Annotated in this window: 13 protein-coding genes; 3 read left to right on the forward strand and 10 right to left on the reverse strand. The window is 37.5% G+C overall.

Annotated elements, in window-relative coordinates; genetic code table 11:
- Window positions 1–12: 12 nt before the first annotated feature.
- From nagA to BK579_RS23545, 5 genes are all read right to left on the reverse strand, one after another.
- Complete coding sequence (gene nagA, locus BK579_RS23525; protein WP_078549753.1) at window positions 13–1170, reverse strand: N-acetylglucosamine-6-phosphate deacetylase; 1158 nt, start codon at window positions 1168–1170, stop codon at window positions 13–15.
- Entirely contained in the window at window positions 1170–1943 is a 774-nt protein-coding gene (locus BK579_RS23530) for a glucosamine-6-phosphate deaminase (RefSeq protein ID WP_235848525.1), read from the reverse strand. The genes nagA and BK579_RS23530 overlap by 1 nt, the downstream gene beginning before the upstream one ends.
- Window positions 1909–3231, reverse strand: coding sequence for a neutral/alkaline non-lysosomal ceramidase N-terminal domain-containing protein (locus BK579_RS23535; protein WP_078549755.1), 1323 nt, complete (start codon window positions 3229–3231; stop codon window positions 1909–1911). The genes BK579_RS23530 and BK579_RS23535 overlap by 35 nt, the downstream gene beginning before the upstream one ends.
- Window positions 3232–4521 (reverse strand): AGE family epimerase/isomerase, encoded by a 1290-nt coding sequence (locus tag BK579_RS23540; protein ID WP_078549757.1) that lies wholly within the window; start codon window positions 4519–4521, stop codon window positions 3232–3234. It lies immediately after the preceding gene.
- A gap of 68 nt (window positions 4522–4589) precedes the next feature.
- Window positions 4590–6095, reverse strand: a complete 1506-nt coding sequence (locus tag BK579_RS23545) for a sodium:solute symporter family protein (protein WP_078549759.1) — start codon at window positions 6093–6095, stop codon at window positions 4590–4592.
- Window positions 6096–6284: 189 nt separating this feature from the next.
- On the opposite strand from BK579_RS23545, the gene BK579_RS23550 reads away from it, so the two are divergent.
- Window positions 6285–7406 (forward strand): ROK family transcriptional regulator, encoded by a 1122-nt coding sequence (locus BK579_RS23550; RefSeq protein ID WP_078549761.1) that lies wholly within the window; start codon window positions 6285–6287, stop codon window positions 7404–7406.
- Window positions 7407–8099: 693 nt separating this feature from the next.
- Here BK579_RS23550 and BK579_RS23560 read toward each other — a convergent pair.
- Together BK579_RS23560 and BK579_RS23565 are read right to left on the reverse strand one after the other, a co-directional pair.
- Window positions 8100–9950, reverse strand: coding sequence for a DUF2075 domain-containing protein (locus tag BK579_RS23560; protein WP_078549765.1), 1851 nt, complete (start codon window positions 9948–9950; stop codon window positions 8100–8102).
- An 11-nt stretch (window positions 9951–9961) separates the two neighbouring features.
- Entirely contained in the window at window positions 9962–10261 is a 300-nt protein-coding gene (locus BK579_RS23565) for a nucleotide pyrophosphohydrolase (protein ID WP_078549767.1), read from the reverse strand.
- A 202-nt stretch (window positions 10262–10463) separates the two neighbouring features.
- Here BK579_RS23565 and BK579_RS23570 point away from each other — a divergent pair, with 202 nt between their 5' ends.
- The gene (locus BK579_RS23570; protein ID WP_169891239.1) at window positions 10464–10961 is read left to right on the forward strand and encodes an HNH endonuclease; all 498 of its coding nucleotides are present in this window, start codon (window positions 10464–10466) and stop codon (window positions 10959–10961) included.
- Window positions 10962–11270: 309 nt separating this feature from the next.
- A complete protein-coding gene (locus BK579_RS23575; protein ID WP_078549771.1) occupies window positions 11271–11873 on the forward strand; it encodes a restriction endonuclease in 603 nt (200 codons plus the stop codon).
- A 415-nt stretch (window positions 11874–12288) separates the two neighbouring features.
- Here the strand turns inward: BK579_RS23575 and BK579_RS23580 are convergent, their stop codons facing one another.
- The 3 genes from BK579_RS23580 to ilvD all read right to left on the reverse strand — a co-directional run bounded on the left by BK579_RS23580 (window position 12289) and on the right by ilvD (window position 17917).
- The gene (locus BK579_RS23580) at window positions 12289–12804 is read right to left on the reverse strand and encodes a hypothetical protein (protein ID WP_078549773.1); all 516 of its coding nucleotides are present in this window, start codon (window positions 12802–12804) and stop codon (window positions 12289–12291) included.
- 114 nt (window positions 12805–12918) lie between these two features.
- The gene (locus BK579_RS23585; RefSeq protein WP_078549776.1) at window positions 12919–15825 is read right to left on the reverse strand and encodes a glycosyl hydrolase 115 family protein; all 2907 of its coding nucleotides are present in this window, start codon (window positions 15823–15825) and stop codon (window positions 12919–12921) included.
- Window positions 15826–16246: 421 nt separating this feature from the next.
- Entirely contained in the window at window positions 16247–17917 is a 1671-nt protein-coding gene (gene ilvD, locus BK579_RS23595; RefSeq protein WP_078549781.1) for a dihydroxy-acid dehydratase, read from the reverse strand.
- Window positions 17918–17945: the final 28 nt, after the last annotated feature.

Below are 17945 nucleotides of genomic sequence, written 5' to 3' on the forward strand. Positions count from 1 at the left end.
TGACCTTCCCCCTTAAACAGGATTCTGATAGACACTTTTTCCATCCTTCACCGTTTGAAGAATATGAATTTGATTTTCTTTTTTTATAAATTGGATAAAATCAGCAGGTGCCCCTTCGTTTAGTCCAGTTTGTTGTGGTAGGTTAAGAAATCGAGCCGGCCTGACTGATGCCATTTCCCAGGCCTCGTCGAATGAACATAAATCCTGATGAACGAGATTTTCTATTCCCCATTTCAGCATTTGTACGGAACCAGCCAGAAGCTTTTGATTTTCTGCTAAGTGAAGCTTACCTTCTGGTGTTAATACCACCTTACCGCCAATATGAGTGGTATACTCTCCTGGCTCCATTCCACTAAAGGAAATCGCATCACTTACTAACATGGCCTTTTCCTGTTTAGTCCTTAGTATCACCTTCAAAACCGAATCCGGTAAATGAAAGCCATCAGCAATCATACAAGACCATAACTCATCATGTGCTAACTGTTCCCAAAGATAATTAGGATGCCTGGGAAGCATTAGATGAGCACCATTCCCAAGATGAGTAGACATACGAGCTCCTGCAGTAACTGCCTCTTGAATTTGCTCAGGTGAAGAAGATGTGTGACCAATTGAAACTGTAACACCTTGTTCCTTACATTTCCGTATAAAATCTGTTGCCCCTTCCCATTCAGGTGAGAGCGTAATAATCTTAATTCGACCACCAGCTGCCTCCTGCCACTTCTGAAAGAGATTCCAATCCGGGCGTTTCACATACTCTTTTTGATGAGCTCCCCTCGGTTCATCTTCTAGTGAAATAAAGGGACCTTCTACATGGATACCTGCAATACAGCGATTTACTGTAGGATTCTCTTCACATACCTTTGCTATGGTCTTGACGATATCCTCAATGTTCTCATCACTATTCGTAATCACCGTTGGTAAGTAAGAGGTGACGCCTTCTTGCCACAGCATGCTGGTCACTTTGATAATACTTTCTTCACTAACTGGAACAGTGTTAAAATCAATCCCACCATACCCATTTATCTGCATGTCAATCAAACCAGGTGCAATATAGGGTAGTGATTCACTCTTTTCACCGGTTAAATCGGAATAGTCCAGAATCACTCCATTCTTCACCTTAAATCTAACAGGGTTACCTGTTCGATAATGTATACCAATATATTCCTTCATTATATTTCTACCCCAAAGGAATCTTGGTCTAGATAAAGCACACAGTTTGAATGCTTCCGTAAACAACTTGCCGGACATGTTGTGGAAATGTCCCCATATAGTGTAGACTGGATTGCTGCAGCCTTCGTTTTACCTGGTACAATACAAAATAAATAACTTCCTGATAATAAGGTGGGTATAGTTAATGTAAGAGCATGTGTAGGTACTTCCCTCAATTGTGGAAAACACCCATCATTTACTTGCTGCTGCCGACACATCTCATCTAATTTAACAGGCTTAACAATCTCTTGGTCATGAAAATTAGCGACAGGTGGATCGTTAAAAGCGATATGTCCGTTTTCACCAATTCCTAGACACACGATATCAATTGGAGCCTCAGAAATCAGTTTTTTATATCTCATACATTCATCTGAAATAGAATTTGCACTATTAATATAGTGAACTTCTCCTGGAGACACAAAAGAAAACAAATGATCCTTTATGTAGTTGCTAAATAATTGAGGAGAATTTTTAAGCAACCCAATATATTCATCCATATGAAAGGCTATAATGCGTGACCAATCAATTCTATCTTCTTGTCTGAGCTGTTCAAGAAATTCATTTTGTGACGGAGCCGATGCAAAAATCATGCGAACCTGTTTCTGCTTTGCTAATAAATCTCTCATCTTATTGGCTACAGCTATTCCTGCAGATTTACCCATATCCGTTCTATTCTCATAAACTTCTACTCTTAATTTATCAATTTTCTTCATTTTGATAGGCTGTTTGATCAAGTATGTTACCTCCCAGCTGCTTCCTTATTGACTTCTTTATCTCATTTTCAATACTTGGCGAAAAGGGTCCGGGCAATCCAAAGTAAAAAATTGATTCCTCAGCTTCGTATCCACCTTCTACTAATTGTCTGGCTGTAGGAATATAACCAATCATTCCATTACTATAAGGAATAGGTAAGACTTTTCCAGATGAAATCATTTTAATCCATATTCCATATTCAACCACAACCTCAGCATTCATCCCTAAAAAAGCCAGAGAATCTGATAGTTGTAAGTAAGTACACTCTACAGGGATTGTTGTGCGAACTCGATTCGGATTCCCTACTAATAATGAACTCCATTCTCCTATTACATCTTCTTCCTTTATTTTTGACTTTAGTTCTTCTAAGCTTGGTAAGTCTTTAAAAGGCAGTAATATCCGGAAATTTTCACTTTTCATCTTAGGCTCTACAAAATTCATAGGCTTAGATACAACTGAAATAATCTGATCTGCTAAAAGTTTTCCAAGTTTTCGCACCTCTGCGTCTGTTCCTCGGAAAAAAATACCAGTATTCATAAGAAAAGGACGAATATCCCCGCTGCAACCTTGTAAAAAAATAGCTACCGTCTCACCTTTGTGGTACTGTTCGACAATATCCATTGCCACCCCTGGATATTCTGAAGAAACATAGTTATCTCCTGTCGTAGTCGGGTGACAAGCATAATGGGTAATCAAAGCCTTGGTTCGTTTCGTTTTTGTTTGGAACTTTATAACATTTACCTCAGAGTCAGACGGACCATCTGGGTTAGGTGCCATAACAACCTTGCCATTCAAAAGTTTTCTTCGATGAATACCAATCTCACACTTCCCCACACCATGCATAATAGTGACGGACTCCAAATTTTGATAAGCCTGTTCCAAACCAATCATTAATTGTTCTTCTAAAAAGTCAAGATACCCATAATCTAGAGACCCTAGTGAAGGTGTAAATTGATCACTTGTTTGTGGACCGGAATGTGTATGAGTTGCATGTAGGATAATTGCAGATTCCGCTAAGCCCCATTTCTCCGCAATCCTTTTATGAAGCTTCTTCGTACGGTTCGTATCCCACCATATTAGGTCCGCACTTACCAAAATGCTCCTATTTACCTTTCCCAATTCTTCTAATTGAAAAAATAACACACGAAGATGTAAAGGATGTGAAATCCCTTCAAAGGGATTTTTTCGCTCTTTAAAACCTGCTAATGGGACAGGGTGCTCGGGTGTAATAGTCATCTTCCCAACCCCTACTTTTAAAGCTGATTTCACTTATGAACACCCCATTATGTCTGTTTTGTCATAAAGTAGCTCAACGATGAGTAACATATTTCGAAGAATATGGTACGGATCCTTGACAGGTAAGGCAACTACTTTATTAATTGGCTCGGCATTCCTCGCCCGAATTTGGATCCACTCTCCAATATCTGTATTTGGATTTGGGAAGGTGCGAAAAACATACTTTTCCATGCTATCATAAAGAAATAACAATTCTAAATCATGAGTTAGTGAGTATCCTAGTAAAGTTGCATACAGCGTCTCTGAATGAGGCCACCAAAGCTTCGTATCCCATGTATCTAAGATTAACTTTTCATAGGGGTCATCAATTAGTCTCCCTGCTGGCTGACCTCCATTACAATCGACAAACCGAAACAATCCCCCGTGCTCCTCATCCCAACCTATTTGGAATGCCCATTTTATGACTTTTGCTGCCCGCTCGATTACTTCTTTATTACCGACACGACTTGCTGATATCATAACAAACCACATACATTCAATTGCATGGCCTGGATTTACATGTTGCGATAATAATGTATCCCTTTTAGAAGGATCTTCCGTTAATAACTCAACAATTCTTCCTTCTTCCAGTAAAAACTTATCCATTATTTCATGCATATATAAAAGACTCTTTTTCTTAATCTCCTGACTTCGTTTATGATTCAGTGAAACTAAGACCTCACCTAGTTCTTGGGTCACATTTAACATAATCATTGATACAGAGTGGGATCGATATCCCGTTGGAATCGGATAGGGTTCACTACGAACTTCTCCCGTTTGAAGACGGTCTACTATTCTGTCATAAAGATTAAGTACTGGCTGCAAAAAATTACTCTTTTTCGTGACTCGAATATATTCCGCCATGCCTAGTATGACAAAACAATCAGCATAAAAACTTGTATCGTACCCCTTCCCTAAAACTGATTCTTTCATATTACCTTTTTCATTTAACAAAAAAGCACAATTGCCATTAGGTAAAAAAACATGGTCCATTAAAAAATTGGCCGTTTTGTTAGCTTGGGCCAAATATACTTCCTTGTTACCTTCAATACATTTCTTATTAATCATGGAGGCTAGTCTTGACCATAACCACAAAAACCTTCCCTGTGACCAGGTATATTTATCTTTACTTATTAAGGTACTTCCATCATTACTGTAGCATGTAAACACGCCGCCATTTTCTGTATCTACTGCTCGATGCCAAAAAGGGAGAAGGGTATTATTTATTTGTCCTTTATAGAAATCAAGTAAATCCCTTCGTAAATGGACTGACTTTCTGCTCATCTCGTAAACTCCTAATTTATATTTTTCGCCCGAATATAACCTGAGGTATATTCGGGCAAAAGGTTTATTTACGCCTTGATTGAGTTATCAGTAAACGGTGTGTTTTCATCACTTAAGGCATCCAATAAATCCTCAACCTCTTGAGGAACAGGTTGATTTCGATTTAACCATCCCATACCGATATAGGTAATCAGAGAAATAGCAAGCGGTGCAGAGATACTAATTGATTGTGCCACTTCTGATAGCCCATACTTGAAGACAACAAAAGTGATTAAACCTGCAATAATGGAACCAATCGCTGCTGCTGAATTGCTATGTTTAAATCTAGGCAATAATCCAAGCAGCATCGGAATGGAGATTGGTCCCACTAATGCACCGAACCAAGAAATAATAAGTCCGAGAACCCCTCCAAAGTGATCCGCATTCATACCTAGTAGTAACGTTAAACCTGTAAATATTAGGGTAATAATCCGTGCTAGTTTAAGAGAAGCTTTTTTGTCCAAAGTTCTTACCTTACTGGATATTGTCGGGAGAATATCCTTCGTAATAACTGCAGATACAGTATTAATATCACCCGAGGTCATAGACATCGTTGCAGCAAAGAGACTTGCTAACACCAATCCAACTAATCCAACTGGTAAGAATTCTATTGTCATGATGGAATAAACTTGATTTGGATCGTCTAAGCTTGGAAAGAAGATAGGTGCTGCCCACATTGGGAAGAACATAATAAGTGGCCAGATTAAATATAAAACACCAGAGAAAAGGGCAGATTTTTTGGCTTCCGACCCAGATGGAGATGCAATATAACGTTGTGCTAGGTTCCAGGTACCTCCGTTATAACTGAAGAATGTGATAAAGATAAAGGCTATGAAGAATGCAACAGTATAAGGCTCACGGAATAAATCAGCATTTCCTGCTGGAAGCTCACCCCACATCGTGAAGATTGAGCTAACTCCTCCTAATTTGGATATTACAACAAAGAACATAACAAGGCCGGCGATAATTTGAACGGCAAACTGAACGAAATCATTCCAAACATCTGCCCATAATCCCCCAACCGTAATATAAAGTAACGAAACCCCTCCAGAAATTAATATTCCATAAATGAGTGGTACTCCAGTAAATCCATTTAATAATATCGCAATTGCTGTCCATTTCGCTCCCACATCGAATAACTTTAAGACAACACCACTCCAAGCCATTAGTTGTTGGGTTGGCATATTATAACGAATAGATAAGTACTCAAGAGGAGATTCAATTTTCAACTTCATTCGAAGACGTGCCCATCTTGGAGCAATTAAGTAAGCACCAGTGATCACACTGATTGTAATAGCTACAGCCCACCACATATAAATGGTAAAGCCAAATGAATAGGCAATACCTGCATATGCAGAAAATACAACCCCACTATACCCAGATACGTGGTGAGATGCTCCAGATAACCACCAAGGTAATTTCCCCCCGGCTACAAAGTAGTCATCGGAACCCTTAATCATTTTAAACGACCAAATTCCAATTCCAACCATTATTAGTAAGTAAAAAATTATAACGACCCAATCTAAAGAAGCCATCCTTTCCCTCCTCATAAAATAAATTTAGGTCTCACAATGGTGCAAGCCGCCAATTTTAATCTTATTGTAAATTCACCTCACTTTCCATATAATTAGTCATAGTGTATGACTAATACACTTTAAAAATACCTACATTTATAATAGTTGTCAATAAATTTTGAAAATTAATAATATTTAAGGAGTAAAGATATGAATCATAAGGGGACTGCAATATTAAGAGAAATAAACCAAAAGAATGTACTCTCATTTTTACGGAGACATAAAACCTGTTCACGTATGGATTTGGTGAAAGCGTTGGGTGTCAGCAAAAATACAATTTCATTGATTATCGATCAACTAATTAAAGATAGGATTGTAAAAGACGTTGGATTAGAAGAGCAACAAGGGGCTGGTAGACCAAGAAAGTTAATTACGTTAGACCCCAATGCTTATCACTCTATCGGTCTATCATTTAACAATAAAACATGCAACTATGTGGTCGTGAACTATTTTCTTGATGTAATAGAAAAGGGGGAATTTTTCTTTTCCGCAGATCTATTTTCTTCAATGAGCCAACAAATTACCGGCCTGGCTAAACAGTTACAAGATAAATACCCCGGGAGCATTGGATTAAGCATTTCCATTCCTGGACTAGTCGATCCTGAAACCGGAGTCGTACACGAGTCAACTCATTTAGGATGGAAAAATACGAACCTGAAAGAAATCTTGGAAAGTGTAATATCTATGCCAGTACATGTAATAAATAATGTAAAAGCTTCTGCTCTTGGTTCTATTGAAAAAATGGCTGATTCCAATCTTTCCAGCGCCTTCTATATTAGAATAGAAGATGGAGTAGGAGGAGCATTAATAATTGACAATAAGATCTATAACGGTATTAGTTGGTCTGCTGGTGAATTTGGTCATATAAGCGTAGATCCAAATGGACCACTTTGCAATTGTGGTCAGAAAGGCTGTATAGAAACACTTATCAGTTTTCCAGTTTTTAAGAAAACCCTGGAACAAATGAATCAACATTACGAGGAATTGGCTTCCCATTCTTGTCCAAGTCTCATTAAAGATGTCCTATCTCAATATGGTAACTATATTGGAATTGGAATTACCCATATAATACATCTAATAAACCCTGAGGCCATCTTGATTGAAAGTCCATATAATCAAGTGGATAGCTTTAGAAAAGCTACAATAGATTCAATCAACGACAGAGCCTTAAAACTTCCACTTTATCATACAAATATTCAATTTATCGAACCCTCCCTTTCATCCGCATTCGGTGCAGGAGTATATGGAGTGTTGAAATTTGAAGAGGTTTAACTAAAACCTTTCTAGTTGGAAAGAGACGCAGAGGAGCGGTACATTCTGGATAGTTAAGCAAAAAGCATTGTTGAAATTTAGCCAGTGCTTTTTGCAATATTAGATAAATTGATATTAATATACCCCTTCCTATTAACTAGGGATCCCGTACCTACGTCACCATTTTAGAAGTACAAAATCGTTTTCTCTATTTAGATTTTACCAATGAAACCCATCTTGGCTGAAAAACAGGTTTCTTGATTTGAAGTTATGTTTAACTTCATCATTGGTTTAAATCTTGGTGAGTCAAACCGGTTTGTTCGCTTAGTTCTATTTTCTTTCTCTTTCATATCGTCTTCACGTTATAGGCTATGTATTTAAAATCAATCAAAAAACAAATCTCAGATTAAGAATTCTTACTATCAAATATAGTATTGGTGTTACAAATAACATTAAAAATAATCCAGTAAACATGTAGTTTATATATCTACTTCTGTTTTCAGCTATCCTTAATTCCCAAAAGCCTAACATAACTAAATATACACCTACTAATAATGACAATAGTGGAATAAGATAAACGAATATATCCATATATGTACATCTCCCTAAACTGCCTACCTATTTTGATAGGCCGCATCTATATAATAAAATGATATTTGGGCAGTAAAATAGCTTCTGTACTTATTTTAAATACGCATCCAGGTGCTCAGATATTTACAACTTACTTTTCTTCTTCAGATATCTCCCAAGCTCTTCATCACAACAATACACATAGCAACCCTTCATCCCTCTTGTCATTAGAGTTTTATATGTATTCCGAACTAAATCAAAAAGTGGATTGTCCTGCCCCTTTTTCGGCTTAGCTGGCCTTGCACCTTTATCCTTAAACTCTTCTCTGCGAATAATGATAGAGTTCGTTTCTGGATCATATCCAAGATCCTTTCCAATAATAACTCCTACATAATCCATTTCTAGTCCTTGAACTGTATGTATACATCCTATCTGATTAGCACAATCAGGATGTATGGCCCAATCAATTCGATTGGGGTCATTCCACGGTAGGGCAAAGTTGTGCTCTTCAATCACCACATCATTTGGTAATTGACCGAAGGGTGCATTCTTTGTCCAATCCCATGCATATCCTGCGAGAAGTCTTCCTCCACGCTTTTCTATGATTTCCTCGACCAGTTCATTTGGGTTAGATACTACTTTAAACTCGAACTCACCTTCAAGCGGAACCTCTACCTCGGTGAATCCTAGCAAACTGTTCAACCAAGAGATGTAATTTCCTGACCCAGAGCAGCGATATTGGGATTCTAGCTCTACCACATGTATATCTGCTTCAAGCTTTTTAGCCTCTTCTTCAATGAGCTTTACACTTCCTATGTCTTTTTTAGATATGATTTGCATGTCATCTACAAAAAAGACACTCACCTTTGATGACCTGATAATCTGAGTCGCTTGATTCTCACCTTCAATTTTCTTTTTCATATGCCCATGTTCCTTCAGTCGATGTGCTTCGTCACAAATCAGTACATCGAAGTAATCCTTCGGTGTCTGAACATAGGAGGCAGAACCTTTAAACAAATCTCTTACTTCAACATGACTAGATTTTCCTACTAATTTCTTCCGGAGAATCTCTCTGAATGCCTGATTTGGTGTAATATATTCGGCATATGCATCTGACTTTAATAGGTGACTCATTAAATTAAGTCCAATCACAGACTTTCCAGTTCCAGGTCCACCTTTAATGATGATTACATGTTTTTGATTTGTCTGCGTTTCTAACTTATTGTACAGACTAACCACTTTTTCATATGCAACCTTCTGTTCATCTAATAATATAAACTCCTCATTACCTTCAATCAGCGATCCAACCGTCTCAACAAGCTTCTTAGAAGGACGAATTCTACCATGTTCAATGGCCTCTGCAATGCTTCCACCTTGTCCCTCTGAAACTAAGTTTTTAATCCGTTTCGCCAAATCTCTATCATTAAACTGAAAAAATAATGGAGATTCATCCAAATACCCTTTATATCTTTTATCCAATAATGGCTCACTATTTGGATTCTGAATATAATTATGTAGAAATGCACAAGAAGATAACTGGATAGATGTATCTGTATATAAGGACTCGTTAAAGTTAAGCAAAAAGCGTTTATACGATGATGCTTGATACGAAGGATGCACAGTCTCCCGTTCCCTACCACCAAGAAATGTCCTTACAATCCCATTACCTTCAGCAGCCTTCGCCTTGTTCCACTGCTTCAACTCAATAATCATTGCGTTCTTCTTACCCTTTTGATCTCTGCCAGTAATTAAAAAATCAATCCTCTTTTCTGTGGAAGGAAGCTTGTACTCAAGTAGGACATGAGTATCTTTCTTTAAACCAGCATCCCTTAATACTTTCGCCATTTGTGGAAGAGAGTTTTCCCAGGATCTTAGTTCACTTTCCGAAACAACCTTATTCATTCTCTTGAAAACATTTTCCTTCAACACATAACCAATTTTATTTTCATAAATATGACTAATAAAATCTGAGGACGTTTCATTATATATAATCATTAATCTCTACCTCACTTCTTATCAACAGGATATCTTATCGCATTCTTCTCCATCTTTTTCAATACTTCCTCTTCTAAATCTACATCCATTTGATCTGCTAGTTGAATAAGATATATTAAAACATCAGCCATCTCTTCCTTAATGTTTTGTCTCGATTCAGATATCGCTTCTTCACTGCTTTTCCATTGAAAATTCTCCAAAAGTTCGTTTGCTTCCAGTGAGATTGAAAGAGCAAGATCTTTTTCATTGTGGTAAGGTTTCCAACCTCTTTCGTCTCGGAAACTTGTTATTTTCTCTATCATATTTTTCATATTTAGTAATCCTCCAAGGATAAGTCGGAATATGTATATTTTTGTAATTATCCTTATTTTAACATTTTAACTAAGACGATGGTTTAGAACATTAAAAAAAGGCAACTGTCAACATAATTAATTTATAAAAAGTGTGTGATTTTGAACTCCTGATCTATAGTAATATATGAAAAAAAATTCGTAGTAATGGAGGATGAATTACATGTCAGTAGTTACTGTAAAAAATAGAGGATACAAAGTACCTTTTAAATTGAGTGATGTTTTACTAGAAACACTAGAACACAGAAATCAGTTGTTAGAGGAATATCGACTTCAGTTGGGCGGAGGTTCAGTTAGTTATCTAAACCATACTGAAACGCCCAGAGACCCCTTACGTTCTAACTTATTGAAGTTGTTATATAAATACAAATGCCAAATTTGCGATAAAAGAATTGAAACTTCTCCTGGTAAATATACATGTCATACTCACCATCTATTTCAAGTTGGTGACGGAGGCCCTGATGATTTAGCAAATATGATGGTTGTCTGTCCTAATTGTCACATAATGCTAGATAAGGGAGCCCTTTACTTAGATATTGATTTCGATCGTGTACTACACTTTCGAACAAACCACGAACTTCATAGGAAGTCGATTAACATCAAACATTACATTGATGAGTATTATGTTGGAGTTCAAAATGATCGTTATAGGACAAACTAAAACCTAAATTAGGATTTTCTGAGCATTTTTTCACTAAAAACTGAATTTCAACCGTAAATATCTAAAAAAAGCTTATTTCCTTTTCTTAACCTTTCTAATGTAATATATTTAGAAGCAACTTATTTGGACAGGAAAATAAGCTTTTAAACACCTCAATTAACTTTCGCTAAATAAGGGTAGAAAACTTCAGAGTTTTTAAATTCTACCCCAAAGCTAGTATTTAGTTTAGAATAAAAAAATCTATAGAATACTAATTTCACCCTGTATATTATTCTAAAAGTTGATAATACTGGTATTCGAGGTGATTATATGGAATATTTTATATTAGCAATTTTATTAGGTTTTATCTTTTTTCAATGGAAAAAGAGTAAAACTTTCAAAGAACTAGAGGCCAATAAAAAATATTTATCTACTGAGGAATTTAAAAGAACTCTAGCATTTGGCATATATCAACGTTTTTGTAAGGAAAATGATGAGAGATCTTATTCATCTATCTTTTTGAAAAATAATCCCATAGAATTTGAACACTTTATCGCTGATGTATTCAAGCATAAATATGGTGAATCTACTTTTGTTACAAAAAGTTCTGGGGACTTTGGTGTTGATATTGAACATGGCACAGGTGACGTGAAAGTTCTAGGACAAGCAAAGTGTTACAAGGATGATGTTGGTTATGAACCAATAGCAATTATCCACTCCAACATGGTAAAACAAAATGCCTCAAGAGGATACGTTGTAACAACATCTGATTTTACTGAACATGCACGTTCCTATGCAGAAGGTTTAAATATTGATCTGATTACAGGAACTGAGTTAGTGGAAATGTGGATTAACTACAGTAATCCTGTTTCTGAAACAATTACACTTAAAGCTATAAATGATCAGTCGAATCAGATTGATACCCCGATTTAAAGGACTTAGCCCTAACTAGAAGAATGGTTAGGGTTTTCCTTTTTTTGTGGACTGTAATTTAAAAAATTTCAGAGACACAGGGGGAGGTTTTAAATGTCCCACTACTAGATGCCTTTTAAAAGGACTAAATCGAACCGTATTTCATAATTTGCCCAACAAAAACCCACTAGGACACTGTGATTGCCCCCACCCCTGGGTAAGGTTTCCAGCCTCTTTCGCCTTGGAAATTTGTTATTTTATCTATCATTCTTTTCAATTATAAATCCTCCAAACACAAGTCTGAAAATGTATATTTTTGTATTTACCCATAATTTTACATTTTTTCCGAGGTGACGTGATTCATTCAGATAAAGTAAAAAACACTCCTTAGAAATAAGAAGTGTTTTTTATACCGGCGGCCTTGTCGTAATCAGTCTCATCTTACATCAATGCTTACAATCCATTCTGTTTTTGGTAAATACTCAATCCTAATATACTTCTCATATAATTCCTCTGGATTTTCTGGATATAAATCCACAAGCAGCTCTTTTTCATCAATGGTCAAGTATAATGTGGGATGATCATTTTTTGACCAGCCACCGGGGTCATAATCAACATTAGATGGATATCCTTCCAAAACTTCATATTGTTTATTTAGATATCTTGACAAGTCCTGCCAAAAGGGAAAAAACAGTATGAGTTGGATTGTTGCAAAACCAAAGATGATGACACGCAGAAACCAGAGAACCGGTGTTGTCAAAATTTCTGGATTTTCTTCTTCTGACCGAAGGAAAACACCGAGTAAGATAAATAAGATAGCAGAAAAGTTAAATCCAATCATGGTTGTTATATAGGATGGGATGGCTGAACCAAATACCCCAACAATAACAAATGCAATACCAATTAAGAATAGTGCCATTAACTGTGCACTAGATAGCCTTTTTATTTTCATCCCACTAATCACTCCTATCTCAACTCTTTCCAAAAGAAGAGAATACTAAAACAAGACAAAAGTAAAAAGTGGGTGAAAACCTGGTTAAAGTTAACTTGATGTGTATAGTGTAATCTACTTTTTCCCTACATAATAAGTCTCTGCCGGCCCCAGGTAACTATCTGCTGGATTCTTTCCTTCTGGATAAATCACCAGCTTTTCCAACACAAATCCTGGGCTCACCGCATAAATCCTTAAAGTATTCAATCCTTCAAGACAATTGATTCTACTAACATGCCTATGAATATTATCAATCACCCCTACCGCCCAGTTATCACCATCAACCCGATATCCTTCCGGGAGCACATTCACAACACTAGTCTCATCGTCATTTACTTGTATTCCACAGAATAACGTTCCATCCTTTGTTACCGGATTGGATGGTTGCATATATAATGCCACCTCATACTCTCCCGCTTCCTGTACGAAGAAAAGATATTCTAAATAAGGTGCGTCCTTTCCTACAGTAAAATACTCTGTTGTCGGAAAAGCCTTCATTGCCGATAATGTCTTTCCATATCCTTCAAGCACTTGGAATCTATGAACATCACCGTGTTGACTTGTCGATTCCTTATTTAAAAAGTAATGTTCTGCTTCAATAGAAATATAGCCATTCGTCTCAACAAAGGTCATATCAGGTAAATCACTAAAATCCTTGTTCGAAGCATTTACAATAATGGTACATGTACCAATCGGCATCTCTACGACAATACTACCTTCTGTTTCACCATTCATTGCACTGCGATCAATTTTAACAGAAATGACTTCCATTGTTTCTTCGATACCATCTAAGCTCCCGCTCGTCTTAGAACAAGTCAGCCACTCACTTTTACTAGTAATCTTATAATCCGCATTTAGATCACTAATGCTAGAAATGGTAAAAGAAGCTTCCTCTATATCCGGCTGCAAAAAATCATTTAAATAAAGTTTATTATTGTGCCACGCTGGTCCCTCTGTGTGCTGTTCCGTACCATCCAACGAAACTAGTAGTCTTGGCTTACTAGCAGGCAATACATTCATAAGGATAGGGTACTTCGCTTCCTCCTCATTCCAGTGAATAAAACCGATATGTTCAGAAAGGCCCATCCCATACCACTTGCCATCATCAATGGTATGATACTGATCGACCAGTTCACGATCTCTTTTAAAACATTCTTTGATTTGCTCAGCCAGTTTATTTGCTTCCATTTTACGTAACTTGGCATCATAATTATTTTTCCCAGTAAGCAACCACAGCTTCTGTAAATTTAGATTTCCTACCGCAGGATAATAGACGAGTGAGAAATAGGTTGAAAAGTTCTCAGGATTTACATTCTCATATAATTCCTCAGCAAGATCCAAAAGGTAATCAATTTGCTCCAACCTACGATCTGTTTCCTTATAATTCACCGGATGATATACTTCTGCATTCATCGCTTCTGGTCTACGATTATGAGCAATCTTTGTGTAACCTGTCAGCAGCTCAAATACCTTTTTCATCTCATCCTCAGAGAACACACCAGCAAACTGCCTTTGAATCCATTGCTTCGTATAAAGGTCTGTCTTATTAACCGCATTCGTTCCCCATTTTTCAAAATCATAAGCCAAATCTAGAAAGTACGATAACGGGAACTCCTGGGTAGCAAGATCACCCACATTCACAATCCAAAGGTCACGAACACCAAACTCGTACGCCATCGTCATCTGTTCCCACACCTTAGGAAGGTAAGAACTATTAATCCATTCATACGATATTGGTCCACCATGATAATCAAAATGATAATACATCCCATAACCACCTTGATGGTTACGCATTTCTTCTGTCGGTAATGTCCTTAAGTTCCCGTGATTATCATCACAAAGCATCAGAATGACATCCTCGAGCTCCTCTGAGTTCATTAATCCTGGTGTGTTTTCATCACCATAAAAGAACGGTTCCACCTCTTTATATAACGCCAACATTCTTGGCACTTCTGAAAGAGTAGGATTGACATTTTCTTGGATCAACTGATTTTGTGTCTGTAGCACATCTCGTAACAACTCAATATTGTCAGCTAGTGTGGCTTCTTTCCCCATGATTGACGTATCTGCCTCACCACGCATACCGACAGTGATCACGTTCTCAAATTGTCCGCTGCGCTTCAACCCATCTTCCCAGAACTTTGTAATGCCTTCTCTATTTGAAATAAAGTTCCAAGCATCTCCATAGATAGAATCCTCTCCACGCAGATATTTATATTCCTCTCCATTTCGCAAACAAGGCTCATGATGGGATGCCCCCATAACGACTCCATATTCGTCAGCCAGTTCAGCATTCGCTAAGCCCGGGCCATCCACACTAAAACGCGCTGACCACATCGCCGGCCAGAGATAATTCCCTTTCAACCTTAGTAACAGCTCAAACACATGCTCATACATGTCTGCATTAAAGCCACCAAACCTCTTCATTGTCCAATTACCAAATGCAGGCCATTCATCATTGATAAAAAAGCCGCGGTAACGAACAGATGGCTCCTTCGAAATATATTTCAAGTCTTCACTCAAGGTGAATGACTCTTTACGCTGTGGCTTCACATCAGCCCAATCCACCAATGGAGAAACACCAAGCAACTCAGAAAGATGAAACAGGCCGTATATCGCACCGCGCTTATCACTTCCCGCTATAACTAAGGCTTTTTCAACACCTACAATTGGATGGTTAACTACTTGAAATAAATAAACTTCTCTCTTCCCTTTAACTTCCGAAAGATCGATTATCTCTTTCTCTTCAAGTTCCTGCAACATTGGACTGTGATCCACCGTTCCATACAAAACAGCTGTTTTTCCAAGCTTTGTTCTATCAGTGGTTACTTGTGGTGCATATCCAAACACCAACTCCAGATCATGCATAACCTTCCCGGCAATCTTATTCACACCGGTGAAAGCCTCTTTTTCCTGATAAAATAACGAACCATCTGTAGATGATGCACTTGTTAACATTTCTTGATTTATTAAAAATTCCATAATCGATCCTTTCTGCTACATATTTATCATTCTCTTTTTTCCTATTAATAGGGAGTAACATATTAATGTTAAGCAACTTTTTTATAACGCTTACATTTTTTTAACACTACAATACTAACATAATTCCACTTTCCCTCACTACGAACAAACTATATAACTCTTTTAAAAAACTAAACAACTTTTACTTTTTTTATTCCAAATCCTCCGATGTTGTCTTCCAATCCTGATAATGAGTTATTCTCCATTTGAATTGCAAATACTTAATTCCTGAGAACATAGCTTGAGTCAATGGAGTAAAATGACCCTCTCTTGAACCTGATAATCCTACCGATTTTTTAGTATGAGCTATGTAATTAGTAAGATCTCCATGAAAAAATCCCCCGAACAAAGTCCGAGGGAACAAAACAGTCAATATTTACTTTTAATCGGTTATTGCTCCTTTTGAAGCTGAAGAGACTGACCTCGCATACTTGGCTAAAATCCCTCTTAAATTTTGTTCTGGTGGACTCCAAGCTTTTAATCTTTCATTAAACTCTTCTTCAGAAACATCAACAGCAAGTTCTTGTGTGTCACTATCGATGGTTATTTTGTCGCCTTCTCGAATTAATGCAATTGGACCGCCAACTTGTGCTTCAGGGGAAATATGACCAACTACTAACCCATGTGTCCCTCCAGAGAATCGTCCATCTGTTACTAAGCCTACTTTTTCTCCAAGACCTTTCCCTACCACAATTGCTGTAATTGATAACATCTCAGCCATTCCAGGACCGCCTTTTGGTCCGACGTATCGGATTACAATAACATCCCCTGGATTAATCTCATTATTTAAGACCGCATTTGTTGCATCTGTTTCTGAATCATACACACGTGCAGGTCCTGTTATTTTTTTGATTTTTAGTCCAGACATTTTTGCTAATGCACCCTCAGGAGCTAAATTACCCTTCAGAATAACGAGTGGTCCTGTTTCGCGTTTTGGGTTATCAAAGGAGATAATGTCTTGTCCATCTTTTAAAGGTTGAACTTCTGATAGGTTTTCCTCTATTGTGTGACCTGTTACTGTCATACAATCCCCATGAAGCAATCCTTTTTCTAGAAGCAACTTCATTACCCCAGGCACTCCACCAATTTTAGATAAATCCTCCATTACATAACGTCCACTTGGTTTTAGATCTGCTATATGAGGAACATTTTTACGAATACGTTCAAAGTCATCTAAACTAAGATCAACATCGACTGTATGAGCCAAGGCTAATAAATGAAGAACGGCATTGGTTGATCCACCCAGAGCCATTACAACAGTAATCGCATTTTCAAAAGCTTGCTTCGTCATGATATCTTTAGGCGTGATTCCTTTATTTAATAAATTCATAACAGCTTTTCCTGCTTTAGTACAGTCTTCTAGTTTTTCTTCGGTCTCTGCTGGGTTGGACGAACTTCCAGGTAGACTCATCCCCATAGCCTCGATTGCCGATGCCATTGTATTTGCTGTATACATGCCACCACATGCACCTGCTCCTGGACAAGCATTACATTCGATTTTATGAAGTTCATCACGATCTATATCTCCGTTATTGTACTTACCTACTGCTTCAAAGGCGGAAACAATATCAATGTCCTTCCCATCTACACGCCCCGGTCGAATGGTTCCTCCATATACAAAAACGGCAGGTAAATTTAAACGCCCTATGGCAATCATACATCCAGGCATATTCTTGTCGCATCCACCAATTGCTACTACACCGTCGTAATTCTGAGCACCTATTACAGTCTCTATTGAATCGGCAATTACCTCACGACTAGGTAATGAAAATCTCATACCTTCCGTTCCCATAGAGATACCGTCTGATACAGTAATCGTATTGAAAATGAAAGGAGTTCCTCCATTCTCTAAGGCACCTGCCTTGGCTTTCCTTGCTAGTTCATCAATATGCATATTACACGGTGTAACCTCACTCCATGTACTAGCAATTCCAACAAATGGCTTTTTAAAATCTTCATCGGTTATCCCCATTGCACGTATCATTGCACGATTTGGAGCACGATTAACATCATTAAAAACAGAACTTCGACTTTTTGATTGTTCACTATTCATATAACTAAAACTCCTAACATGATTTCAT

Source organism: Litchfieldia alkalitelluris, assembly GCF_002019645.1.
In the GTDB taxonomy this organism is placed as follows: Bacteria; Bacillota; Bacilli; order Bacillales; family Bacillaceae_L; genus Litchfieldia; species Litchfieldia alkalitelluris.